The organism is Longimicrobiales bacterium, assembly GCA_029245345.1.
Taxonomy (GTDB): domain Bacteria; phylum Gemmatimonadota; class Gemmatimonadetes; order Longimicrobiales; family Gaopeijiaceae; genus CALFPJ01.
The window spans coordinates 658,579-684,188 of record JAQWPM010000021.1 but is presented as its reverse complement, the minus strand read 5'-3'; the positions used below and the strand labels follow the sequence as shown (position 1 = coordinate 684,188).

Genomic DNA, 25,610 nt, shown 5'->3' with positions numbered 1-25,610 from the left:
GCTATGGACCGGCGTAGGGTCTTCGTCTCGGGCCTGGGATTGATTTCGCCTCTGGGTAACGACGTTTCCGTCGCATTCGACCGCCTCTATGCGGGCGATGTCGCGGTGGGGAGAGTGACCTCTGATTCGGGTATGCCAGGGAGTGATGCGATCGTCGCGCCTGCTGTCTACCACGTGGACGGATCCGTACCCCGCGTGAAGGCGCGTCTTATGGCGCGGGCGACCCAGATGGCGGTTCTTTCTGCGGGTACGGCGCTGGAAGCTGCAGGACTCGGCTCGCGGGAAGAGTGGGCCAGAGAGGCGGGGGTCTATATCGGTTCCGGGCTTGGAGGATCCGAGGTTTTGGAGGAGCACTACCGGCGTTACTTCGCGTCCCGGCGCTCTCGGGCCGCCACGATCGCCATGATCATGGCCAACGGCCCGGCCTGTCATGTCTCGATGGAGTGCGGGATTACTGGCCCATCCCTGTCCTACTCGTTGGCGTGCGTCTCCTCCGCGGTGGCGCTGGGAGAGGGTTTTCGCGCCATCCGTGACGGATATCTGCATACCGTCGTAGCGGGGGGGGCCGAGGCGCAGCTCAACGAGGGGACGGTTGGTGCCTGGATGGGACTGGGTGCGCTAGCGTCGGAGCATGCTGACGGCCCCGAGGCCACCTGCCGCCCTTTCGACGCGGGGCGGACCGGCATGGTCCTGGGTGAAGGTGCCGCCGTGCTGATTCTGGAAAGCGAAGAGTCTCTCTCGGCACGTGGAGGGGATGCATTGGTGGAGATCGTGGGTTTCGGGATGTCCAGCGACGCCCACAACCTCACGGAGCCGCTGGAGGAGGGGCAGGTGATGGCCATGCGGCGCGCGCTGGCCGATGCCACGTTGGATGCTCGAGATATCGGATATGTCAACGCTCACGCTACCGGCACACCTGCTGGAGACCGTGTCGAGTGGAATGCGATAAAGACGACGTTCGGTGCGCATGCCGAGACTCTTCCGGTCAGTTCATCCAAGGGAGCGCACGGGCACCTCGTCGGCGCGACCGGCGCGATGGAGGCGGTTTGGACGGCCTTGGCGCTTCAGCGCGGACGGATTCCGCCGACTGCAAACCTCACGCATCCCGATCCCGACTGTCCGCTCGACTGCGTACCCCTCGTCGGTAGGGAAGTGGAAGGGCTACGTTTTGCGCTCTCCAATTCTTTCGCGTTCGGCGGAACGAATGCGGCGTTGGTGTTCTCCAGGGTATAGCGGCGACCACTGTAGGAAGGCCGCGGTATTGATGATTTCCCACGGGGCGGCCACGAAGCGGGGTACTCCCGACGAGCCGGATCGTTGGTGGACCTTCACTCCCATGCCCTCGGTGGAGCGCTGCGCGCTCACGCTCGCCGAACCACCAGGCTGACGTTCGACCCGCCAAAAGCAAAGGAATTCGAGAGTGCGTACTCGAGTCCCGGCACCGAACGACCCTCCAACGGCACGCAGTCCAGATCGCAGGCCGCATCTGGATTGGTCAGGTTCGCGGTAGGAGGGACCCGCCCACGGGCTAGCCCGATGAGTGTTAGCCCTAACTCTACCGCGCCCGCTGCGCCTACAAGGTGGCCATGCATGGACTTGGTGGCGCTGATTGGGATGCGATATGCGTGGCTCCCGAAGACCTTTTTGATTGCGTCGATCTCCACCTTGTCCCCGACCTGTGTACCTGTGGCATGCGCGTTGATGTGCCCGATGGCCTCCGGCGGGAGACCGGCATCCGACAGGGCGGCGCTGATGCACTGTGCCTGACCGTCCGGATGGGGTTGGGTCAGGTTGTGTGCATCGCTACTGGCACCATAGCCCACGATCTCCCCCAAAGAAGTCGCACCCCGAGCACGTGCATGTTCGCGCGTCTCCAAGATGAGAACCCCCGCGCCCTCCGCCAAGGCGAAGCCGGTCCTCGCCTCATCGAAAGGGCGGACGGAGGCTTGGGGCCCGTCGGGGTGCTCTTTCGCGAGGACCCCCAGTGCCTCCCAGGCTATGACAACCCCCCCGGCGAGCATAGCCTCTGCTCCGCCGGCCAGAGCACAGTCTAGGTACCCATCGCGCACCGCACGGAAGGCTTCACCCAACGCCGCGGCCGAAGAGGCGCACGCTGCGGAGTAGGTGTGGGACGGCCCACGGATCCCGAAGCCCATGGAAATGTGAGCAGTCGCTGCGCTGGGCATGATGCGTGGCACGATGGTGGGTTTGGCTCGGCGAACGTCCGAAGTGTGGTAGGCCAGGTATGCCTGCTCATTCGTCTCCGCCCCTCCGACCCCACATCCCATGTAGATGCCGGCATTGCCCAGGATCCGTTCCTCGTCTAAGAGGCCGGCCTGGGTCAGCGCCCGCCGGGCAGCTACTGTGGCCATCTGTGCCACCGGGTCCATCACCACTTTCTGGATGGGCATGACGTCTTCATGGGGGTGCCAGTCGGCTATGCCCAGCAGGACGTCGCCGGCCAGTTGTTCCCGGCCGGATCGGACTCGGCGTATGACCGATTCCCCGGCGAAGACACGCTCGAAGACAGTGTCGGCGTTGTCGCCGTGGGGGGTGACGAAACCCATGCCTGTGATGACGACGTCGCGCGGCGACACTCTTTACGGGTCCTTGGACTCAAGGTGCCGGTCCACAAGTGCCACCGCGTCACCGAAGGTCGAGAAGTCTACGTCTTCCTCCATCAGGACGATGTCGAAGAGGTCCTCAATGTCGAAGACCAACTCTGCCACTGAGAGAGAATCGAGACCCATATCTAACATGACGGCGTCGGGTGAGACTTGGTCCCTCTCCACTCCGTACTTCTCCACGAGGAGTTCGATGATTTGGGCTTCCGAGCGCACGGGTTCTCCCTGTGATAACGGGTTAGGTCTGGAGTCGTGAAGTTAACCAAATCCATGGTCTTGGAACCACATTGCCTCGAGCCAAACGGGGTAGCGGCCGAGCTGTCCACCGTCCCACAGCGCTTCCAGTGCCGTTCGGTAGTCCTCCGGCGTCCCAAAGCACTGGATCTGTTCTAATGACGACGTTCCGCACGTGTCCCCCTTTCTCCATGGGGTCATTTCATGTTGGTCGTCACATGGGTTGCTTGTCTGGTGCCGGCGGGGCGGGCCACACGGATTGACCCGGTCGAGGTGTTGAAGGAGGACTGAGGGCAGCTTCGATCTACCAGCGGTCGAACGGCCAGTCAGCCTGTCAGTCCGCCCCGGCTGCTACCTGACTGTGCTCCCTGACCACGGCGGGAGACGAGGCCCAAGCGCGCAGATCCTCCACGATAACGTAGAGGGCGGGCACGACTAGGAGCGCGATTACCGTCACGAACAAGGCCCCGAATCCGAGGCTAATCGCCATGGGAACCAGGAAGCGTGCAGCTGAGGACTGCTCGACGATCATGGGAGCCAAGCCGATGAACGTCGTGAGAGAAGTAAGTAGAATCGGCCGGACGCGCCGTGCGCTCCCCGCCATGACAGCCTCCACTAGACCCATCCCGTCGGCCCTGCATCGATTTACCGAGTCTACGAGTACGAGGGAGTCGTTCACCACGATCCCTGACAGGGCGATGATGCCGAAGGCGCTCACCATGCTGAGTTCGAAGCCCATGATGAGGTGACCCAGGATCGCCCCGACGACGCCGAACGGCACCGCTGACATCACGACCAGCGGCTGCATGTAGCTCCGGAACGGAATGGCGATCATTGAGAACATGATGAGCATGGCCACCAGGTACATCGGGCCCAGAGAACTCAGGCTCTCGTTGAGTTCCTGCTGTTGTCCTGAGAAACGGGTCTCCAGTCCCGGGAATTGCTCTCGAAGCTTGGGGAAGACACTGCGGGTAAGGGCTGTGATCGCGGGGCGCGAAGACGCGACACCCGGAGCCAGCTCAGCTGACACGGTCACAGTTCGGCGACCTTCCTCCCGAGATATCTCAGTAGGTGACCGCCCGCGCGCGACGTCGGCCACATAGGCGAGTGGCACGGTCCCTCCCTGAGGGAGTCCGACCAGAAGCTGTTCGATGTCGTTCTCCGAAGTGCGCTGCTCTTCCGGAAGGCGCACCATGACCCGGACCTCGTTGCGACCGCGCTGTTCGCGCAACGCTTCAGCCCCGAAGAACGCCGAGCGGATGGCACGAGCGACGTCCGAGCTGGTCAAACCCCAGGCCCGCGCTTCATCCCTCAGCCTGAAGTCGAGCTGTGGCTTCCCGTCCGTGTAGCTGTTGTCGACGTTCACCAGGGAGGGGAAGTCACGCAGACTGGTCGCGAGAAGCTGAGAAGCCGCCGCGAGTTTCTCGTTGTCGACGTGACTGAGTTCGACACCAACCGCGGACCCAGCGCTGGGTCCCTGCGTGGAGGTGCCGCTGATCTTTACGACCTCGACGCCGGGGAGGGGCGGCAGCGCGTCACGCCACCAGGACTCGAAGTCTACGGCGTCGAAATCGCGTTCGCCCGAAGGGACGAGTGCGACCTCCACCGAAACCAGATGACTCCCGCCACCCGCGGCGCTCTGACCACCAGATCCGGAACCGAGACGCGATATGACTCCGCGGACCACGTCCTCTCCTCCCGCCGCCTCCACCGCAGCCTGGAGGCCTCGCTCCAATTCGGCCTGAACCCGACGCGTATTCTCAATGTTCGTGCCATAGGGGAGGCGAGCGCTCGCACTGACCACGTCCCCCGGGATCGGCGGGAAGAAGTTGAAGGGTACGAAACCAGCGCCCACAGCTCCGATCGTCATCATGAGCAGCGCCGTGGCGATGGCGACGGTCACGTAGCGCGCTTCGACGGCCTGACGCAGCGTCGGCAAGTAGCGTCGTTCGGTGAAGTCGGCGAGCCAGCCACTGACTCGATTCTGTGCGCGGTCGATCGGCGCGAACCACTTGTCAAAGCGTCCTGGCTGCCCCTCACGGCCGTGTGCCAGGTGAGCCGGCAAGATGAAGAACGACTCGATAAGCGAGAAGAAGAGCACAGCGATTACAACCAGCGGAATCAGGCGGAAGATCTTTCCGGTGACGCCAGGGACGAAGAGCAACGGGGCGAAGGCCACCATTGTCGTCAGCACCGAGAACGTCACGGGCACCGCCATCTCCCGAGCCCCGAGGATGGCCGCCTGTACTCGGTCCATTCCCCGAGATCGATACGAGTAGATGTTCTCTCCCACGACGATCGCGTCGTCCACGACGAGCCCGAGCGTCACGATGAGCGCGAACAGCGTGATGACGTTGATGGAGAGATCGACCGGCAGCATTGCTAGGAATGCGCCGAAGAATGAGATCGGGATGCCGAGAGCGACCCATCCGGCCAGCCCGTGGTTGAGGAAGAGCCCAAGCAGGATCAGGACGAGCACCAGTCCGAGTGCGGCGTTCCGAATAAGGAGATCGATGCGGGCCCTGAGCACCTCAGAGTCGTCGTTCCAGGTCGAGACGTTGATCGGTTCCGGGAGTCTCAGCGCCAGCTCTTCAGCGTATGCCTTTACCGTCGTGGCGATCTCCGTCGGTGTCTGATTGCCCACGCGGGAGACCACGAGTTGTACGGCCGGCTGGCCATTGAAGAAGAGCGCTTGGTCGGTGTCACGAAATCCGTCCTTTACCGTGGCGAGGTCACCGACCCTGAGCTCTCCGCCATTGGCCTCGGCCCGGATGACGATGTTTTCAAAGCCTTCGGCCTGACGACGACGATCGACGACGCGGACCAGGACCTCGCCACCCGCGGTCTCGATTTCACCGCCGGGCAGATCGACCGAGGCCTGACGGATCTGTTGGGCGATTTCATCGAGCGTGAACCCGTAGGCTTCGAGCTCCTCTCGAGGCACCTCGATACTGAACTCCAGCGGGCGCGTGCCCGACAGGTCGATCTGGGTAATGCCGTTCAGGCCCAGTAGTTCGCCTCTAACCGTCTCGGCTAACGACTGCAGGGTGGCCAGGTCCTGATCACCGGAGAGGATCAGGGAGATTACGGGCTGCCGCCGGCCCGCTGCGGCGATCGTGGGCCGCTCAACGTCGCCGGGGAATGATGTGATCCGGTTCACCAGGTTGGTGACATCGGCTAGGACCCGGTCTTGGTCCGCCCCAAGCAGGAGCTCGATCGAGACGGATCCGGAGCCTTCCCGGGCCACCGAGGTGACCCGCTTCACCCCTTCTATGGCAGAAACCGCATCTTCTACGGCCAGGATGATTCCCTGCTCGACGTCAACAGGGCTGGCGCCGGGGTACGGTACCGAAACTGTGATCAGGTCCAGATCGAAGGCGGGGAACACTTCCTGCTTCAGACCCAAGGTGGCGAGCAGGCCACCCAACAGGATCATGAACATCAAGAGGTTGGCGGCGACCGGGTTCTTCGCCATCCATGCGATCGGGCCGCGCTCGGTCTGCAAATCCAGGTCCGTCATACGCCGCCCTCGATCACGAGCACCGGTGTTCCTTCGACCGGAGAGCTCAACGGACTGGTCACCAGAACCTCACCTGCGGAGAGGCCTTCGCGGACGAACAGAGCATCGTCGTCTCCCCAGACCGGCTCGAACACACGCTTCTCCAGCACGCCTTCCGGCGAGACCACCCACACGGTATTGCCGTCGTATACTGCGGCGCGGGGCACCCGCACGACGGAGTCGAGAACACGTCCTTCGATCACCCCCTCGACGCTTGATCCGGGCAGTAAGGGCAGGCCCCCGTTCGGGTTGAGCGGGTCATCGACGAGGACCACGAGCTCCGCCCTACGGGTTTGCGGGTTCAGTCGATCGACAAGGCCGACGACGGTCCCCTGGCGCTCGACGTGCTCACCCGTCCGGAGCCGCTGGCGGATGGTTACCGGGCTCCCTTCCTGCCCATTCTCAGGGAGGTCGATGAGCGCGAGGTCTTCGATCCGCACGGAGAGAGTGATTCTGAGTTGGTCGGTCCCTACGAGGCGCGCAATCGTGCTCTGCGGACCGACGACTTGGCCTACGTCGACGGACTCCTCGACCACAGACGCGTTGAAAGGCGCCCTAATCACCGTGCGCTCGAGCTCGAGTTCCGCGCGAGCCAGCCCACTTCTGCTTGACGCCAGGTTCATTTCGGCCGCCGCACGCTGGCTCTCGCGAAGCACGAGCGGAGAAGGTTCTCCCCCGTTGCCGAGGATCTTCCATTCCTCGCGAGCAGTTTCCTGGCGGGCCGCTTCGATCTCCAGCTCCAGCTCAGCGCTGCGCACCTGCCCCCGCTGCTGTTCGACTGCGAGCTCGTAGGCACGCGCTTCGATTCGGGTGAGTACGTCACCCGCCCTTACCACACCGCCCGGGACGAGCGAGGGCGACATCAACACGACGCGGCCGGAGACTTCCGGAATGATCGTGATCTCACGCGCGGGAGATGCGACTCCGCTCGCGACAACAGTCGATCGGACGGCGTCGCTCTCGACGATCGTGGTGGCGACGGCCGGGAGAGCCCGGGTCGGCACAACGGCTTCCGAATCGGGCGCCATCATCACGAGCCCGAAGGCCGCCAGGAAGGCCGAGAGGACAATGATTAGCGGTAGGGCCGCCTTATTGCGTTTCCAGTTCATGACGACTCCAGGAGGCGTCGGCGCAGACCCTGGGTCCAGGGGCCGCCGACTGCTTGTCGAAGTTGGATCCAGGATGCCAGCGCGATGCGTTGTGTCCGGATCACACCTAGCTCAGCCTGCTGCATCCCATTCATCGCGTTCAGGACATCGAGTACCGTGGCCAGTCCGGCGAGGTAGCGGCGCCGCGACTCCTCGAAGGCACGCTCGGAGGCGTCGAGCTGGTCGCGCAGAGCGGACAGCTGGCGCTGCTGGCCCTCTTGTTGAATTCGGGCCGATACGACCTCGCCCTGGGCGTCCAGACGACGCTGCTCGAGAGAGGATCGGGCCGCACGGGCGTTGGCCGAGGCTTCACGGACACGCCCCGAGCGATCCAGCCCGTCCCAGATAGGAAGTGACACGGTGAGTGAGGCCCCCCACGTCGATTGTGTGGTCGTCGCAAGGCTTCTGAAAAACTGTGAGCCCGTGTTGGCGGAGAGATCCACCGTAGGAAGCACGCTCCACTTCGCCGCCGAGACCCTTTCGTCGGCTGCTTCCGACCGGTTCACGGCGCCGCGGAAATCGGGGCGTCCGAGCGGGTCGAAGCTCGAAATCGAGGCGCTAGCCATGGGGACCGGCGGTAGTTCGGCTGAGAAGTCTACAGATGTGCGCGCCGGATCTCTGCCGAGTAGTGTTTCGAGCCGCGCCTGCGCCAACCGGAGTTCTACTTGAGCCGGCGGGAGGGTCGCGCCCAGTGTTGCGAGCTGCTGTCTCTGTTGTAGGACTTCCAGTGCCGTTGCTTCTCCGCGCTCGTATCGGAATTGGGAGACTTCCGTGAGTTGCTCCCCAACCTCTAACTGTCGGGCGATCACCTCGACCTGACCGGCCGCGGACAGGACGTCGAGGTAGGTCTGTGCCACCTGGCCTACGAGATCGAGTGCCACACCATCTTCATCGCCGCGGCTCGCGCTCGCCTCAAGTCGGCTGGCCTTAAGCGTTCGGTATTCCGAACCCCAAGAGCTGAGCCGATAGCGTGCGCGAGCGTTCGCGGAACCCGTGTAGTAGAGGGACGGCAGAGTCGGACTCCCGCCCTCTCCACGTGGAATACCGCCAAACTGGAAACCCAGACCATCGAGCGGCCCGGTGGTCGCCTGGCCGTCGAGCGACACGGAAGGCAGCAAGATTGCCCTCGCGCGGTCCGCGGCGGCATCGGCCTGAAGCATCCGGGCGACTGCTGCGTCGAGGTCTCCGTTTTCCGCCATGGCCGTTTGCAGCAGCTCGGTCAGCGTTTCATCGCGCAGTTCTTCCCACCAGGGGGTCGAGGGCAGAGACCCTAGTGTCTGTGCGCTTGCGTCCGCCGCTAAGACGGCTGCGGATAACGCGAAGACCGTCATGGCCGCGCGCTGTGAGTGTCGGAAGTGCATGCTGATCGCGGCTCGAATCGAATGTACAAGGGTTGTATAAAGATTATTAGACAAAGATTATACAAATAAGCTTTTGCAGGCAAGGGCCCCGGAGACGTTCGGAGTGGGGCTTTAACCCGCGACCTAACACCCGACCGCGGTGGGTCCGCTAGCCTAGTGACGTGAGAATAACCGGGATTTCTTCATCCACCAGGCGAGCGGATATGTGGATTGGCTCATCCCCGCCGCGCACCACGAGCCGGAGGCCCTCTTCATGCCAAGCCCTCACGCCGTGCCAGGATTTCTTCCGACAGCTCCACGTCCAAAAGCTTGTCCACGTCGATCACGGCTTCGGGTTGAGAAAGAACCACCGCGCGGGCGTGGACGCCCACGCGCCGACCCGCCGACCGAACGGCGTCGTGGGCGCTGATCGTGCGGGTGATCGCCCGCAGCAGGAGGCCCGGCCCGAAACCGGCCAACAGCCTCCATGCGCTCTTGCGACGGTCCTCGATATCCGACCACAACGCGAGCGCCGGCCCGACGTCCTGGCCACCAAGAAGGAACAGATTCGTTCCGGAATAGTGCCCGTCAGAGAACTTGTACCAGGTCCGCCGCGTTGTGGGGTAGACGGCTTCGATGGTGGCGCGTTCTCCCAGTCCGACGGCGAGGCCGCAGTCGCCGGCACCGCCGCGGAAGCTCTCGACCATTTCGGTTGTCAGGAGTGCATGGTCAGCCGTGGTCACCAGGACGGGCCACGGGGCCGTCGCCGTGCCACCGATCGCACTGACGCTGGTTCCGATTCTGGTCCCGCTCGCCACCATACGGACCCGCGCCCGATCGGCGAGATCGGCCGTGTCCCCGACGAGAAGCCGGTCCGGCTCTTGGCAGAGCACGACGACGCTTCCCACGCTCGGAGAACTCAATAACGTCTCAACGACCCGGGAGAGCATCGAACGTCCGCCGACTTCAACGAGCGCCTTGTATGGTTTTCCGAAATGCCTCGCGAGCGGGTCCCCAGTAGGGCGCTGACCCGCCAGTACGACTGCGGTTACCTGTGGCAGCGATCGATTCACTTGGGTCGCCCTCCGTGGGTGGCGTCACCCGTCTCCACGGGCCACTCCCGAGCGAGGAATCGCGCGATGGCCTCGGCGCCCCGCTCCCCAGCCGACTGCCCGGGAATCACCGAGAACGTCTCGCGCATCGCCTGCTCCTGCGCTTTCCGGAACGGATCGTCGCGCGTGGCTGCGCCGGGGAGCACATGGCCCAGACGCCGTGGATCGTCCAGCACCTCGCCGAGGCGCCAATGCCAATAATTCGGGTCGGCCCGCCAATCGGCGTCGTGGGCGTTCAGAAAGAACGCGGGCCGTGGCCGCCGCATGAATTCGTAGATCTGGCTGCTGACGTCGCCCAGGTAGACATCGGCCGCGCGCGTGTAGGTCATGTCGATGGAGCGCTCGCTGCCCAGGTCCACCAGCAAGTGAGGGATCGAGAGGAACCGTGTTGGGACCGGAGGCCGAAATCTCACGTGCCGATGCTCGAGCGAAGCGTGCACCCGTCTCCGGAAGAGCATCACGTGCGGTGCGAAGACGAGGTTGTACCGATCCTGGTTCGCGAAGTAATCGAGCACCTGTTCACCAAAGCGATACCAAGAGGACAGCAGTGGGTCAGCGTGCGGGTTGTAGAGGACGACGGGGCGGTCGTTCTCGAAGAGCTTCGGAGTTGGGGCTCCTGTCGATGCATCGAACTTCGGATACCCGATGACCGCGTGGTCGCCGGGTCTCACTAGTCCGTCCCGAACCATCCGATCGCGCACCTTTTCACCCGACAAGAGCGCGAGATCGACGTCTCGCACCTCCGGCCGAAAGCCGACTGATCGGTCCCCAGCGCCATGCGGGACATAGATGATCTTGAGATCGCGCACGCCGAAGCGGGTCTTGAGGAACGTGCTCGTGGTTTCTGGCACGACGAGGGCGTCGAAGCTGGACAGCAGACCCCGGTTGCGCCGAAGCACTGACAGCCGCCGAAGCGGCGCCACGCCACCGATCACGCGCTCGAGGACCCGACTCGACAGCCCGGCCGCGAGGTTCAAGAAGTCGGGCGCCGCCTGCTCCGGATCCAAGTGGGATCGCACGGCTCGGGCCTGTTCGGGGCTGGAGGTCAACACGCTGATCTCCAGGGTGGGAAGGCACCGTTGCAAGGGCGAGATCAGCGGGGCGGTGTGGGCGACCTGGTGGATATCGTCGTGGTTGTAGAGGAAGCCAAGACGTAGCGGGTGCGGGGAGATGGGGGCGGGCGTGGGCATGGCTGGAAAGTAGCCAAACAAGAAGCCCCACCCGGTTCGTGCGAGTGGGGCTTCCTTGTTGCGACCTGACAGACCTAAGGTGTGACCACTGCGCTTCCGCTAAGAAATGATCCGCATCCTCTGGCGCACCTTCTCCATGTACTTCGTGAAGAAGTGCTTCTGAATGTCGTTCATGTCGAGCTCACGCCCTTGGATATAGGCCTGCTCGATGTTGCTGGTCATATCAATGGGCGTGCCCGTCGTGATCAGCAGCGTGGCCTGCTTACCCGTTTCTAGCGATCCAATCCGATCGTCGAGTCCCATGAGCTCCGCCGCATAGATCGTCACCGCCTTCACTGCCTCCTCCTCCGGGAGCCCAAATGCCACCGCCACGCCAGCTTCGTACGGCAGGCGCTCCGTGTAGAGCGATCCCGAGCCACCGGAGATCGCGAACTTCACACCAGCATTGTAGAGAGCGGCGGCCCGGCCGTAGGCCACGTCGTAGCCCTCATGATCCCGGTTCGGGGCACTCATGGTCGACGTCAGAATGACCGGGATCTCTTCGGCCACCAGGCGAGCGGCTACGTGGATCGCATCATCCCCACCGCGAATCACGAGCCTGACGTCTTCTTCCTTCGCCCAGGTGATGGCGTCGTTGATCTGTGCGGCGCTGTTTGCCGACACGACGACCGGGATGTCACGGTTCAACGCCGGAGTCATCGCTATATAACGGGCGTCGGTACGGACCTCCTCGCCAGCGGCCACGGCATCACGATAGGCGCGCGCCTCCGCGAAGTAGTTCTTCAACTGCAGCACCCGCTCTTCGTATGTCGGGGGCGGGGTCCCGTCTGGATTCCCGAAGCCGCCGCGGCCACCGAATCCGCGTCCGCGCGGGTTCGGGTTCGGCCAGTTGATGTTGAGCGCCGCCGAGGATTCCATGGACATCTCTTCCCAGCTCCAGCCCTCGAGCGCCATCGCCGAAGACATTCCTGAGATGAGTCCGCCGCCCGGCGTGGTGAGTGTCGTGAGGACACCCGCTGAGCGCGAGGTGCCGATATGCCGGCTCTCCGCGTTCACGCCAACGTCCGCGTTGATGTTCGGGTTGAAGTCCCCGACTTCGTTCACGTCGTTCGACATATCCACTGCGCCCACCTCGGAAAGACCGACGCTGGAAAATGCGTCGATGAGTCCGGGGTAAATGTGCTTCCCGGTCGCGTCGACTACCCGCGTACCGGCTGGGATGTCGATGTCAGCGCCGACGGCGGTGATGATGCCGTTTTGGAAGATGATCGTGCCGTTCTCGATCACTCCGTTGGTGACCGTGTGGATCGTGGCTCCCTGCAGCGCAATGGACTCCGACTGCGGCGGGACCGTCATTCGGACCTGCGCCTCCGCGGCGACGGGCAGGGTCACCAGCGCGAACGCGGCGAATATTCCGAGAATCTTGTTCCTATTCATGATCAGTTCCCCCCACCGTTGGTACCGCGATTGCCGCCACCACCGGCGGCCAGAATTGCTTGGATCAACTGCTGACGTTCACTCTGGACCTGCACCCGAAGTGCCGCGTCCTCCTCCAAGGAGAAGTAGCGACGACCGTCGATCCAGGTCTGTTCCGCTTTCGTGAACTGCGAGAGTGGATTGCCACTCCAGACCACGAAGTCGGCGTCCTTGCCGGCCTCGAGTGATCCGGTCCGTTCATCGATCGCCAGGACCTTCGCAGCGTTGATGGTGACCGTCGTCATCGCTTGTTCTTCCGTCAGCCCGGTCCGCAGGAGCTTGCCCGCTTCCCAGTTCATGCGACTGGCGATCTGGCCGTTGTCCGAATGGAGCGACACGGTCACGCCGGCCTCCATCAGGATTCGCGCGTTGTACTTCGAAGCGTCGTACGCCTCCATCTTGAAGCCGCCCCAGTCGCTCCAGACCGCCGCTGCGACACCGGCTTCTGCCAGCTCGGGTGCGAGCTTATAAGCCTCAATAGCGTGCTGCAGCGTCTGAACGCGGAATCCGAATTCCTCGGCCAAACGAATCAGCGCGAGGTACCCGTCGGCACGGTACCCGTGCGACGAGATCAAAAGCTCCTGACCCAAGATGTCCAGAATCGCTTCCATCCTGAGGTCACGTCTGGGTGGCAGGCCTTCGCCGTTCGTCTCCCACGCCTGCCACTCACGCTCGTAATCGCGCGCGGCTAGGAAGTGGTCACGGATGATCTCCTGCGTGCCCATGCGCGTGTCGGGGTAACGACCCTCGAAGCAGCAACGCTTGGGGTTCTCACCGAGCGCGAACTTCACCGTCCGGGTCGCACCTTCCAGCTTGAGTTCCTCTGGAAGACCGCCCCATCGCATTTTCACGATGACGTTCTCGCCACCGATCGGGTTGGCCGAACCGTGCTTGATCATTGCCGTCGTAAGGCCACCGGCGAGCTGCCGGTACATCGAGATGTTGTTGTGCGTGATCACATCACCCATGTAGACCTCGGGCACGATCGTGGCACCTGTCTCGTTGACCGCGCTGACACCCGAGTGGATGTGTGGGTCGATCATTCCAGGTGTTACGTGCTTACCGGTTCCGTCGATCTGGACCGCGCCGCCAGGAGCGTTGAGATCCATCCCGACTTCTGCGATCAGTCCGTCGCGGATCAGGACATCTGCGTTCTCCATCTTACCCTGTGGACCCTGAGTCCAGACTGTCGCGTTCCGCACGATGACTGCGCTGGGTAGGTCCGGAAGCGAACTGACGCCGTACTCCATCATCGGACGAATGAACGGCAGGTCGATGTCTGGAACGTCTGATGCGACGGTGCCGACGTCCGCGCCATCGAAGGCGGCCGTTCGCTCACCCTGGAACGAGGGGTTGGCGCCGTTAGGAAGTGATGTCCACCCGTAGAAGTCTTCGCCACTCACCGAGCCCGCCAGTAGAGCGGTGCCCTCGTATCCAAGCTCCTCACCGTCGAAGGTTACTTCCAGCCTGCCCGTCTCAGAGACGACACTAGCGGAAGCGATTTGCACGCGGACGCCTTCGTCCACGTTGGCCCCGGGGGCCACATCGATGTAGCCGCTCAGGCGGTTCATCGTCCCTTCGAGCGTGAGTTGAGCTGAGAAGCCCCACTGATCTTCCGACTGGATGACCCAGGTGCCGCGCGGATCGATTTGTGCCGCACGGGTCACGCCGTAGACGGTCCCATGCACCCACACGTCTCGAACATCGACTTCCTGTGTGAAGAGGTCACCCTCCGCGACCACGAGGTTGGCGACGTTGCCTGCCGCGATCGTTCCGTGTGTGCCTTCGATGCCCAGATAACGGGCCGGCGTCGTCGTGATGGCCGCCAGAGCGTCGTCAGGGGAGAGTCCACGTGCTACTGCGGTCCTCAGGTTCGGCAGGAAGTCTCCCACCGAGGTCAGGCCGTCTGATGTGATCGCGAAGTCGATTCCGGCATCGGCGAGCTGCCCTGCGTTCGTCGGGGCCAAGTACCAGTGACGCAACTCGGCGAGCGACGCGTTCATCGCCGCCTCCGGATTGTCCACATCAGGGGCGTCCGGGAAGTCGAGCGGCACAAACAGAGGCTCCGTGTTCTCGCCTAGCACGTCGATGATCCGGTACTCCTGACCGTTCCCCCGGTACCAGGCGTCCAGTCCGAAGTCCTCAGCGAGGATTTGGCCCCGGAGGTATTCCTCCTCACTGCGTGTCTCGAAGATCACGGGCTGCTGACCCTGGACTGCGCTCTCGAGTGCTTCCAGCGCAGCGCTCGTCTCGGGCGGCAGGAAAGCGCGGCCACTGGCCTCGTAGGCTCCCCAAGCACGCATGTACCAATCGGCATCCATGAAGGTCTGCTTCATGAGCGCGATCGTGCCCATCGCCGAGTTCGGGTACCGGCCGCCGAGTTCAAAGGACCGCTGGAACCCGATCGACTGAGCGACGTCAGGTCGTAAAATGCGGTCGCGGACTCCGGTGTCGCCCAGGTTCACGACAGAGGCCGTGCCCCGGAAGATGCCTTGCTTCGGCACGACCAATGCCGTCCCGAAACCCTGGGAGCGCAAAGCCTGCCTGCGATCTTCGTCGTCCTGGAGGTTGGCGGTGGTGCTGAACCACGCGCGTACCTGAGGATTCCAGTGCGTGGGCCCGACGTCCCCGCCTTCCGGGACCTGATCCATGCCAAGATCGGCGTGGGAATCGATGAAGCCTGCGTAGACCGTGTGGCCTTCCAAGTCCCAGACACGCGCCCCCGCCGGAGCGGCGCCGCCGCGTTCGACGGACTGGATCATGCCATTCCGGATGACGATGGTCGCGTTGTCGATCGATTGGCCGGGTGAGGTCACCGCGCGCGCGCCTACCAGCACGTGGTACCCCGTTCCGTTGTCGCGTATGCCCTCGATGGGCGCGGTGCGGCTGGCCTGCTGTGCGCTCGCTCCAACTGCTAGGACGAGGCTCAAGCTCAGCGCCGAGAGTGTGGTTTTCACAAAGTCCCCCAAGGAGTGCTCAAACTGCGAAATAGACGTCTGTTCATGGTCCCAACGGCCTGTGGTGATTGGACCGGATAGACACGCTATCACCGTTCGGGCGGATAGGACATTGGATAGAGTGGCGGGCTCAGGCTGAGTGCCGAGTCATGCGTGCTTTTTAGGCCGTCGTCTGCGGTCAGGGACAGCGAAGGGTTGTCGCTTTGATCTACGGCTGTTGAGTTGATATAGGCGGCCTGCTGGGCATGTGCCCATAATCACCTCGCATTCCCAATTTGCTGGAGCGCCCTTGAGGATCTCACATCGTTACCGCTTCATCTTCTCTTATGACTTCTGAGCGCGCTCCGCACCACGTGTCTGTGCCTCCCATCGCCCTGTCACCGAATCCGGAAGCGATCCGAACTGCTCTGGTAGGACTGGAGCGGTGGTGGGGTGGACGGACCTCTCTCAGAGGTCGACATGACATTGGCAACGGACACCTAGCTGGCGACAGTCCACTATTACGAAACTGGAGGCGTAGCGGGTTGCCACGTCGAAAGCCGCCGCAAACCTGCCTCACTGCCCGACCCAGACGGCGACGCGGGCCCCCGGTCATGACCCGACTCAGTACCCTGATCACGTTCGCGGTATTCGTTGGCGTGCTTTGGCATGCCCCGGCTGCTTCTCAATCCTCGCCGTACGTTTCGACGATGGATGCGGCGTACGAGGACGTGGATGCGTTGATCGCCATGGGGCTATTGCCGGATGCTATCGTGGCTCAGCGGCCGTACTCCCGCGCCGTCTTTGCAAGCTTCGCTCGGGAGGCTGGGGCCAACATGGCTGGGGCGCCGGGGAGAGTGAATACGCCTCGGATCCGTGAGGCCCTCGCCCGACTGACGACACGATTTCTCGAATCAGGTACCCAGGAAACGTTCATCGCAGTCCGAGAGGCAGCGTTGGACGCCACGTTGGCTCGCAGCCCAGACCGTACCATACCCACGAACTATGCCGACTTTGGCCACCCGATCGTTGACCGCATCGACGCGGTGCTGAACCCGCTGCTCCAGCGGAACCAGGGGCGTGTCTTAGCTGACGGAGGTACCGGGGGCGCTGAGGCAGAAGCGGATCTGCGGCTTGGCTCATCTTTTTCAGGGCAGGTTCGGGCGCGAGTTTCGTCGGCCTGGTCGGAGGAGGAGGGGGCGTCCGCGAACCTGATGCTGCAGAGTGGATACCTACGAGCCCAGGCAGGGAACACCGTACTCGACGTGGGCCGCGAATACGCCTTTAGTGGACAAGGGCGTCTGGGGGGCAGCGTCTTTTCAGGCAATGCTCGAGCCCTGGATATGGTGCGTCTCTCGTCAGACGCTCCGTTCCACCTTCCGGGCCTTCTCCGCCGGGTTGGAGTGTTCGAGCTTTCGGCGACAGTTGGGGACATGGGTGCCGACCGCGATGTCCCGCATAGCAAGGTCATTGTCTTCGAAGGAAGTTGGCGACCATCTACGCACTTCGAAGTCGGAGGCGTGCTCCTCAACATTCAGGGGGGAGATGGGGCGCCGGAGGCCACGCTGAACGACCGACTGGCTGACATCTTCCTTTGGCTCATACCGAAGTACCGCCTTGAGATCTCAGACAAGATATTCGGGGTTAACACTCGCTTCACCGCTCCTGATCTGGGCCTCGAGGTGTATTTCGACGGGTCAACCACCGATATCAATTGGGCCCGGTGGGAGTCGCTGTGGGACGAGGCCGCGTGGATAGCCGGAGGCAGGATTACCGGTTTGGGTGAGGAGGGTCGCCTTGACGTGTTCCTGGAAGGACGCCGCACAGGCGTACGCCCCTACACCCACCACCACTTTACGAGCGGAGTGACCCTCGATCAGCGAGTCATGGGTGCGTTTCTTGGCCCGATGGCGACTGGATGGGAGGTCGGGGTGGATTGGAACGCGACGGATGACCAATTGTCCTTTTCCGGTGCGTGGGAGCGGTACCGGGGTGACGAGTACCGCAACAACGGTCTCCCCGGTAAGCGGTTCCGCTGGGACTTGTGGTCCGACAACCCGGACGAGATTCGCGTCCGGTTCGCGGGGCAGTGGTTACGCCGCCCCAATGCAGCCGGTTTTTACACTCAGCTCCGTGTGGGATACGAGCGTGTGACTCGGTTCGCCTTCACCGACGATGGCCGATCCAATGCCATGGTACAAGCCAAGGTCGGCTGGATCTGGTAGGGGGCCCGGATCGGGACGTCTTGGGTTCGAGTACTCTCCCCGAGAGACACAGGACGTCGTGGCCACGACGTTTCGAGGCGATATCGAGCGTTTCTCATATGACTTCTGAGCGCGGTCGAGACTCATCTCGTTCGATGCTACCGTCAGGGGATCTTCCGAGGGCGCATGTCTCAACGTTACCGACGTTTGGGGGCCTCGCGTGGGAGTCCCAGTGTTACCCTGAGCAGCCCCGAGCCGGTGCCCGTCTATAGCAGTGGAGTAGATGTACGGTCGAATCCAACGAAGAGCATGGTCAGAGTGGCAGCGCAGTCTCCTCGCCGCTTTGGGCTTCGAGGAGGTCTGCGAACAGCCCGGGTACTGAAGCGAGGTCGTCCCATGTTCCGCGTTGCACGATCCGGCCCCCATCGAGAACGAGCACTTGGTCCGCGTCCCGAATGGTCGAGAGACGGTGGGCGATCACGACGAGCGTGTGCCCACTCACCCGCCGCGCGATCGCAGACGCGACGCGCATCTCGACGCGGCTGTCGAGCGCCGATGTCGCCTCGTCGAGGATCAGAATATCTGGTTCGCGTAGTAAGGCCCGTGCCAAGGCCACCCTCTGCCGTTGCCCTCCGGATAATCTCAGCCCGCGATCCCCGATTTCGGTGTCCAATCGGTCTTCAAGGCTCTCCAGGAGTGGGCCGAGTTCGACGTCCTGCATTGCGCTTTCGAGTGCTTCGTCGGGAGGAGTCGCCTCTAACCCGAAGACGAGGTTGTCCCGCAAGGTCCGATTCAGCAGCCAGACTTCCTGACTCACGATTCCCATGCGGGCGTGCAGTGAGGGGAGTGAGAACCCATGAATGTCAGCGCCATCGATGCGGATTTGACCGGGAGCGCAGTCGTAGAATCGGGCGATCAGGTCTACGAGGGTTGTCTTACCCGCGCCGCTTGGACCGACGATTGCGGTGGTGCGCCCCGCGGGTATCGTCGCGTTGATGTCGTGGAGGACGGGTTTGTTTTCGGTGTACTCGAAGGTCAGTCCGTGAAGCGTTATCGCGTCATCGAACTTTGTAAGTGCCGCAGATCCAGAAGACACCGTGTGTTTTCCGTCGTCGGAAAACAGCGTGGCGACCACTTCGAGTTTCGGTAGCTCTTCAAGGACAGTCATTGAGAATTGGCTGATCTTCTTGTAGTCCATTAGCGACTGCTGCAGCACGATGAGGAACGCCGTGAATGTCGCAATGTCCGTGGGCTCGAAGTCGCCGCGTAAGGCGATCAGTGCCCCCTGTGTAAGTATGAACAGACCCAGAATGGTGAGCTCTTCGATCGGATATCGCAGCGCCGTCGCGCGTCCCTTTCGCACCGCCGCTGCCTCTGCTTCACGAAGCACCTCCTCGTACTCATCCGTCGCGGCCTCCTCCTGCGAGTAGCCCTTGATCAGGGGTATGGAGGCTAGGATGTCCAGCAGTTGAGCACGACTGCGTCGCTGAATGCTGGCAGCCTCCTTGGCGGTTTCGCGGATCGTTCGATGGACGGAACGGAGGACCCACTGCACGAGCGGTATCGCCACGAGAAACGCGAAAAAAAGAGGCGCTGAGATCGCGAACATCACTGCGCCCTTCGCGATCAAGCCGACCACGAAGCGGAACAAACCTTCCGCGGCCGTTAGCAGGTGAAGTGCCGAATTAGACCATTGGATGTCTGTGTTCACTCCGCCGAGCGCCTGTCGGTCGAAGTATCGGCGGCCGAACGTGAGGACTCGGCTAAACGTCTCCCGGTGGATCGCCACCCGGTACGACTCGGTGCGAGCGACCACGTAGGCGGTGTTGAGGTATAGCAGGGTGAACTTGCAGAGCCGTGCCAAGACGATCAGGCTGACAATGACCCCGAACAGAAGCGCGTCGCTGGGTAGGGAGTCCGGGGCCCATCCTGGGATCAGCGCGACAATCGAACCGAACACACGGGAGTCTCGTAGGAAGTCGAATGAGTTGGTTGCGACGGCCTTCGTGATTGGGATCAGGAGCGCGAGGGAGGCCGCGTCGAAGACGTTGGCGACCAAGTTGACCACGGCTGGGATTGCTACATGCGCGGGCTTTCCCTGGGCCACCCGCCAGAAGTGACGTGCCATTGCCCACACTGACCCCTGGGGGAGTTGTTTATGGGCACGGCTCATGTCGGATACGGTAGTGGCCGAAATTCGATGTTAGGGAAGGGCGCCGGTGTCCAGGAGAGCACCGGGCGAGGACATCTACGACCGTGGCGCCCGAGATCAGACGGTCCTCGCATTCTTGAGACCTCGTATCTATCCATTTCCCTAGATCTCGTAACCGGAAGGTTCGGGAAGGAGGAAGTTCAGAAACCGGCTCGCGACCGACTCCGCTCGCTCATTGATGAGAGGGCCAAAATCGTCGTTCAAACATAGGAAGTGCGGATGACGCATCCATGCCCAAAAGAGGCGCAGCCGGTTCCGCGGGGCCGAATTGAACAGTCTCACCATACGCATGAGCCGTTTTGTACGGCGAAAGCCGACGAATTCGGCTCGTCCTTCTTGAACCAGGTGCGCCGCGAGGAGCTTGTGCGGCAGGATCGTGTCGTGTGCGCGAAAGCGTGCCGCCCGCGTTCGCGTGAACTCCTCTGGGTATGTAGAGACGAGTCGCACCATGTCACTCTTGTCGATGATCCGAGGCTGATGGGCATGCTGCGGATAGCCTCCACCGCGACCGAAGGTCCTCTCCAAGGTATGCCAAACATTGCGTTGCCCCGATCCGTGGGGCGCCATGTCGGGCTTGGGCTCGGCGGGCAGCAAGCGATCGAAGTAGTACTTGAGGCGACCCTCAGCAGTGGTGAAATGCTCGGTGCCGACCTTACGCATGAGCAACATATCGTCGTTGAAATGCACGTAACGGTCCGAGAGTCCCGGTATCCGATGGACGTAGGACTCAATGGCAAAAGCATTGAAGCACGGGAGTTCTTCAGCCGGCATGAATTCGTCGAGATAGGCGATCCGGACATCGGGGTGTTCGGTGTTCAACCAGGCTGGAACCTGTGGCCGGCAAGTCACGATCCATACCTTGCCTCGCCACGGCGCATGGCGCTCAATCGATCGTAGGCTGTACTTGAGCAGATCTAGATTGTCGCGAGTCCGTTCCGGGTTGAGGTCGTCGGGATTCGTCGCGTATTGTGCGCGTTCCTCGCGAAACCCGGGGAAGCTGTCGTCGACCCAGGTGTAGAGAATGTCGTATTTCGTGCCGGTCATTGTTCTCCCTGCAGGTCTGTTCGTTGTCTGAAAAAAGAGAGCATCGTCGACCTAGGCCAGGGGCCTGCTCGCGTCGTGTTCGTCGCTTCAGATTTCGCTACTGCACCGTCCCTCCGCCAAGCGACTCTCTCGAAGGCAGTTGTCGTCTAGGTAAGGAGCGTCGAGCGATAGAAGTGAGAAACAAGTGATGGGTCAGCCGCTTTCGCAATACGTCCCCTCTAGTGGTGGCGGCCGCGAGAAGCGACCGGGGTGAAGCCTGGTCCTGACTACAGCTCGAAGAGCGTCTTTGCGAAGTGGCTCATCGATTGCATGATCGTCCTGTCTCGAAGTGGGGAGGACATGTCTCGCTTCACGTCCGTACGACGCATTGCCAGCGCATCCAAATGATCCCGAAGACAATCCACCAGACGTGGAAAGACCGGGACGTACCCGAGCGGTTCCGTGCAGCCCAACACGGCATTGATGCCCTCCCGCGGGCCTTCCGCACTTGGGGCAAGATTTGGCCGCGTCACGTCAGGGTTCTCACGACCACAGGCCCCCTCTTTTTGACGGGCCGCCTCCGAGAGTTCGGGGTGCGTGATGACATGCGGATACTGTCGTTAGACGAGCACGGACATGGGGATCCGGCGCTTTCCTACGTGGGACACCTACGGGGCGACACTTGGGCGGCTTGGGATACCCATGTGATCCACTACCTGTACGACAACTGGCGTTGGATGACTGCCGTGGGCGTCGGGGCGAGTGCCTATGTCCTGTCGCGGGTCGTGTAGGCCGCCGCTAGTCCAATGGCGCCGCCGAGCACCATGTCGATCGCGTAGTGAAAGCCACCGTACACTGCGCCAATTCCAATTCCCAAAGCAGCGATCGTTACGACGATGCCCACACTGCGGGTAGCCCGAAGTTGTACGAAGGCTTGAGCGGTGACGATCGACATGTGTGACGATGGGAAGGCGGCGCCTCGTGATGAGCCTGTCTCGAGTACCGAAAGGGTGAGCCTTCTCAGGGGGCCGTCCGGAACGCCTTCGGGGGGGCCGAAGTACCGGGGGCCCTGGACTGGGAAGTACACGAACACGACGAAGCACAAGACGGCAGCCAGTAACACGGCAGAGACAGATTCCCGGAACGCATCCGTGCGGCCCGCGAAGAAGAGCAGTGCTGGAGGAACGAAGATGGCGGGGAAGTACGACAGGTAGGCGAAATGGAGCGTCTCACTCAGCCAGAGACTGGGGAGGGCCGCAGCCAACTCTGTGGCGGGCGACCCGAAGACGAACGACTCCAGTGACATGACGAAAGGGTCGTGATATCCCGCAGCCAGGTATTGGTTGATCTGGCCGATTTCTGTGTAGAGAAGTGGAATCGCGATAAGGCCTGCCCAGGCGGCTCGGCCATCTGCTTGGCGGTATTCCCTGAGCCTCCAGGTGACTCCGATGAGCGATACGTGCACCACCGCCAATGTCACGTGCGGAACCGAGAGGGGGCCGAGAAGCAGCGGCGGCGCAGTGGCGATCAAATAGATGGCGAGAATGCGAAACGGGTTCGCGAGCCCTATCTGTTCATTCTCCACTCCTGTCTCCAATACTCTGACAGCTTCCAGGGGGGTTGGGGATGCGAAGGTGAGACCAGGCTCGGGGGCGGGCAAGAGCCTCCATCCGTACCGAAGCGTCGGGGCTGAACCCAGCCTGAGGACGTCTTGCAGCCGCCATCGGCCCGAAGCTATTTTCGGCGCCGTTTTGGGCCCACGCAACGTGGGGGTCGCCCTCCCTTCGCCATGCGCCTCGTCGGCAGCTTACCTTACGATTCGATTCTTCCGATCATCGGTCGGCCTGGGAAAACGATGGGGGTGTGGGTGGTTCAGATTCATGGTTTATTCCCCTCATTTGGACCAGTATGTCAGCCCGGCGACTACCAGCCATGAACCCCGTCACCCGTCTGATCGCGTCGCTCCCGATACTGTGCTCGGTCAACGCCTGCGCTCCTCCGCAGCCCACTCTAACGGAGGATGAAATCCCGACGTTGCGCACGGTGGACGGCGAGTACGATGAGAGTCGACTCAACGTGTCCAGCGTTCGCACGCTGTCATATGAACAGGAACGGATCGTTCTGGGCCTGGCCCGGGCTACTACGGCTCGGTACATCGAGGCCCGATCGGCTGAGGGAGTGCGTCCAGATTCTGGACCCTTTCGTGGGCCGCTGAAGCTGCACGACGGGTGGCGAGGGGAGTTCTTTCCTTTCGAGAAAGAAGTGTACGAGGTGACCCACCCGCTTCCGGCTGGGGTCTTGTCCTTCGAACCGAGCCCGACTGCCGCATACCGCAATCTGCGGCACGGAGGCGTCGTCCCCGGGGTGACGAACTGGTTCACGGGCTTCCTGACAAAAGTGATCGAGGTGCCGAGTGACGAGACCTACACCTTCGGCGTAGACAGTGATGACGGCACGATTGGCACGCTGCAGCACGTCACGGACGGCATGCACGATGTGCGCTTATTGTGGTATGGGTGGAACAAACAGTCGATGGCCGGACGCCTCTCTGAGATCGACGTGCCTCTGGAGGCGGGAACCTACCTGTTGACGACTCACTACTTTGAGCGCCAAGGACGAGCCGGATATCAGGTAGCCGTTGTTCCGCGCCCGGTCGGTTCCCCGACTCCCGCCATTGTTTCGGAGGGGGACATCCCGAGGCTGCGCACCATGCAGGTCGAGTACGACGAGCGTCGGCTGCAGGTGCCTGACCGTCGCGAGCTCACGTCAGACCAGGAGGGGACCATTCTGGCCGTGACCCGGGCAACGACAGCTCGGTATATCGAAGCCCGATCGACCGATGGGGACTTTACGCCTGGGGATGTCTTTCGCGGCCGCCTGAGCCTGCACGATGGATGGAGAGAGGAGTTTTTCTCTCTCGAGAAAGAATTGTACGAAGTGACGTATCCGCTCCCTCCTGGCAGCCTGTATTCCCAATCCAGTCCAACTGGCGTGTCCCGCGACCTGAGCGGTCGTGGCTTGGTTCCCGGGGTTGCGGAGCGGTTCTCGGGTTTTCTGACCAAGGTCATCGAGGTGCCGAGCGACGGGGCTTATTCGTTCGGGTTCGACAGCGACGACGGCACGATCGGCACGTTGCAATACCTCACGGAAGACATGCACGAGCTGACGGTGCTGTGGTACGATTGGTCCGGTGGGTTGATGGCTGGCCGGCTCTCTGAGGTCGAGAACGTGCCCCTTACGGCAGGGGTTTACTTGCTCACCGTCCACTACTTCGAAGATGTCGGCCAGGCCGGGTATCAAGTGGAGTTTCGCCGATCTTCCGATCCGGGCGATCAGGCACCTCTTGAGTGGCCCGGCTGAGTACGTCGCAATGAAGGTAGGACGTCACACGGGTGCGCCTCTCAAAGTCCTTCCGTTCGTCCGTCGACATCCGTTCATCGGTGTCCGGTAGCTCACCGACCGGCTTCTGCCAACGCCTCTTCCACCAAGCCCTGGAGCTGTTCCCACCCGAAGCTCGGCATCGGCTTGCCGTTGACGAAGTACTCAGGGGTCATCGTCACGTTCAGGGTGGCGGCGTCCGCGAGGTCCTGCTCCACGATCTGTGCGACCTCGGCGCTAGCCATATCCACCAAGATCTGCTCACCGTCCAGGTCAAGCCCCGCGAGCTGCGCCCAGGCCAGGTCCACGTCTGCGGAGTGATTGATTGCCCAGGCGCTCTGTGACGACAGCAGCCGTTCCAGTGCGGGCCAGAGCTTGCCCTGTTTACGGGTGGCCTCCAGCAGGGCCACGATGTTGCGCGATCCGTTGTGGAACGGAGCCCATCGGATCACGAGCCTGATCTGGTCGGGGTTCGCGGTCATCAGGTCTTTCACCGCCGGATAGAAGAGCGCGCAGGTCTCACAGGCGGGATCGATGAACTCGGCGATCACCACCGGGGCATCCGCCGGGCCCGTCGTTGCCGCGTGGACACGATCGAGCGTGGCCATGTTCGCTGCGGAGGCTGTCCCTCCGGACTTCGAGGCGTTGAACATCAGAGCTGCCCCGGCGAAGACCACCACCAACGCGACTGCCGCGCCGCCGAACAGGGATTCCTTCTTCACTTTGCACTCCGTTGTAGAGCAAGAATCAGCAGGACTGAGATAGCCACGAAGGCCACGAACGACAGCATGGGAATCGTCACGAACCCGAACCACTCGATCACCGTCTCCGAGCAAGGCACGCCCTGCCTGCACGGTGCCACGCGCTCCGGAACGATCCCCGCGACGATCAGAACGTGGAGGGCCGCCAAGAACCCGCCGAAGCCGACGAGCGGCATGACGGACCGAATCACGTTCCTGTCGAAGGGGAAGAGCGCAAAAGGCAGGATCAGCATCAGCGGAAACATGAAGATGCGCTGATACCAACACAGGGAGCAGGGAGGCAGCTTCATGACTTCGCCGAAGAAGAGAGAGCCCAGTGCGGAGGTGCTGGCAATGAGCCACGCGCTGAACGCGAAAATCCAGGCGGGATCGGCGCTTGCTTGTCGGTTTTCGTCGTAGGTCTGCATGGGAGA

At 62.4% G+C, this 25,610-nt stretch carries 18 protein-coding genes; 4 read left to right on the top strand and 14 right to left on the bottom strand.

Annotated features, from left to right (window positions below; all coding sequences use genetic code 11):
- The first annotated feature begins 3 nt into the window (after positions 1-3).
- The gene (locus P8L30_13990) at positions 4-1,233 is read left to right on the top strand and encodes a beta-ketoacyl-[acyl-carrier-protein] synthase family protein (protein MDG2241310.1); all 1,230 of its coding nucleotides are present in this window, start codon (positions 4-6) and stop codon (positions 1,231-1,233) included.
- A gap of 128 nt (positions 1,234-1,361) precedes the next feature.
- Here P8L30_13990 and P8L30_13985 read toward each other — a convergent pair whose 3' ends face one another.
- From P8L30_13985 to P8L30_13945, 9 genes are all read right to left on the bottom strand, one after another.
- Positions 1,362-2,597, bottom strand: a complete 1,236-nt coding sequence (locus tag P8L30_13985) for a beta-ketoacyl-[acyl-carrier-protein] synthase family protein (GenBank protein MDG2241309.1) — start codon at positions 2,595-2,597, stop codon at positions 1,362-1,364.
- Positions 2,598-2,600: 3 nt separating this feature from the next.
- A complete protein-coding gene (locus P8L30_13980) occupies positions 2,601-2,840 on the bottom strand; it encodes a phosphopantetheine-binding protein (protein MDG2241308.1) in 240 nt (79 codons plus the stop codon).
- A gap of 352 nt (positions 2,841-3,192) precedes the next feature.
- Positions 3,193-6,378: an efflux RND transporter permease subunit gene (locus P8L30_13975; GenBank protein ID MDG2241307.1), complete on the bottom strand. Its 3,186-nt coding sequence runs from the start codon at positions 6,376-6,378 to the stop codon at positions 3,193-3,195.
- Positions 6,375-7,526 carry an efflux RND transporter periplasmic adaptor subunit gene (locus P8L30_13970; protein ID MDG2241306.1) on the bottom strand — a complete coding sequence of 384 codons (1,152 nt, stop codon included), beginning with the start codon at positions 7,524-7,526 and terminating at the stop codon, positions 6,375-6,377. Before P8L30_13970 ends, P8L30_13975 begins: the two co-directional genes overlap by 4 nt.
- Positions 7,523-8,926, bottom strand: coding sequence for a TolC family protein (locus tag P8L30_13965; GenBank protein ID MDG2241305.1), 1,404 nt, complete (start codon positions 8,924-8,926; stop codon positions 7,523-7,525). The genes P8L30_13970 and P8L30_13965 overlap by 4 nt, the downstream gene beginning before the upstream one ends.
- A gap of 251 nt (positions 8,927-9,177) precedes the next feature.
- Positions 9,178-9,978 carry an NTP transferase domain-containing protein gene (locus tag P8L30_13960; protein MDG2241304.1) on the bottom strand — a complete coding sequence of 267 codons (801 nt, stop codon included), beginning with the start codon at positions 9,976-9,978 and terminating at the stop codon, positions 9,178-9,180.
- Positions 9,975-11,036 carry a hypothetical protein gene (locus P8L30_13955; GenBank protein MDG2241303.1) on the bottom strand — a complete coding sequence of 354 codons (1,062 nt, stop codon included), beginning with the start codon at positions 11,034-11,036 and terminating at the stop codon, positions 9,975-9,977. Before P8L30_13955 ends, P8L30_13960 begins: the two co-directional genes overlap by 4 nt.
- Positions 11,037-11,306: 270 nt before the next feature.
- Positions 11,307-12,644, bottom strand: a complete 1,338-nt coding sequence (locus P8L30_13950) for an amidohydrolase family protein (protein ID MDG2241302.1) — start codon at positions 12,642-12,644, stop codon at positions 11,307-11,309.
- A 2-nt stretch (positions 12,645-12,646) separates the two neighbouring features.
- Complete coding sequence (locus tag P8L30_13945; GenBank protein MDG2241301.1) at positions 12,647-15,640, bottom strand: amidohydrolase family protein; 2,994 nt, start codon at positions 15,638-15,640, stop codon at positions 12,647-12,649.
- 593 nt (positions 15,641-16,233) lie between these two features.
- Between P8L30_13945 and P8L30_13940 the strand changes: the two genes are divergently transcribed.
- On the top strand, positions 16,234-17,844 hold the full coding sequence (locus tag P8L30_13940) for a capsule assembly Wzi family protein (GenBank protein ID MDG2241300.1): 1,611 nt from the start codon (positions 16,234-16,236) through the stop codon (positions 17,842-17,844).
- Positions 17,845-18,136: 292 nt separating this feature from the next.
- Here P8L30_13940 and P8L30_13935 read toward each other — a convergent pair whose 3' ends face one another.
- Positions 18,137-19,996 carry an ABC transporter ATP-binding protein gene (locus P8L30_13935; protein MDG2241299.1) on the bottom strand — a complete coding sequence of 620 codons (1,860 nt, stop codon included), beginning with the start codon at positions 19,994-19,996 and terminating at the stop codon, positions 18,137-18,139.
- A gap of 141 nt (positions 19,997-20,137) precedes the next feature.
- A complete protein-coding gene (locus P8L30_13930; protein ID MDG2241298.1) occupies positions 20,138-21,079 on the bottom strand; it encodes a hypothetical protein in 942 nt (313 codons plus the stop codon).
- Positions 21,080-21,462: 383 nt separating this feature from the next.
- On the opposite strand from P8L30_13930, the gene P8L30_13925 reads away from it, so the two are divergent.
- Positions 21,463-21,849 carry a hypothetical protein gene (locus P8L30_13925; protein ID MDG2241297.1) on the top strand — a complete coding sequence of 129 codons (387 nt, stop codon included), beginning with the start codon at positions 21,463-21,465 and terminating at the stop codon, positions 21,847-21,849.
- Here the strand turns inward: P8L30_13925 and P8L30_13920 are convergent.
- Positions 21,825-22,643 (bottom strand): phosphatase PAP2 family protein, encoded by an 819-nt coding sequence (locus tag P8L30_13920; protein MDG2241296.1) that lies wholly within the window; start codon positions 22,641-22,643, stop codon positions 21,825-21,827. The two genes, P8L30_13925 and P8L30_13920, sit on opposite strands and share 25 nt — an antisense overlap.
- A 347-nt stretch (positions 22,644-22,990) precedes the next feature.
- On the opposite strand from P8L30_13920, the gene P8L30_13915 reads away from it, so the two are divergent.
- Positions 22,991-24,418: a hypothetical protein gene (locus P8L30_13915; GenBank protein MDG2241295.1), complete on the top strand. Its 1,428-nt coding sequence runs from the start codon at positions 22,991-22,993 to the stop codon at positions 24,416-24,418.
- 92 nt (positions 24,419-24,510) lie between these two features.
- On the opposite strand, the gene P8L30_13910 is transcribed toward P8L30_13915, so the two are convergent.
- Complete coding sequence (locus P8L30_13910) at positions 24,511-25,158, bottom strand: thioredoxin domain-containing protein (protein ID MDG2241294.1); 648 nt, start codon at positions 25,156-25,158, stop codon at positions 24,511-24,513.
- Positions 25,155-25,604, bottom strand: a complete 450-nt coding sequence (locus P8L30_13905) for a disulfide bond formation protein B (protein MDG2241293.1) — start codon at positions 25,602-25,604, stop codon at positions 25,155-25,157. Before P8L30_13905 ends, P8L30_13910 begins: the two co-directional genes overlap by 4 nt.
- Between the last annotated feature and the right edge of the window lie 6 nt (positions 25,605-25,610).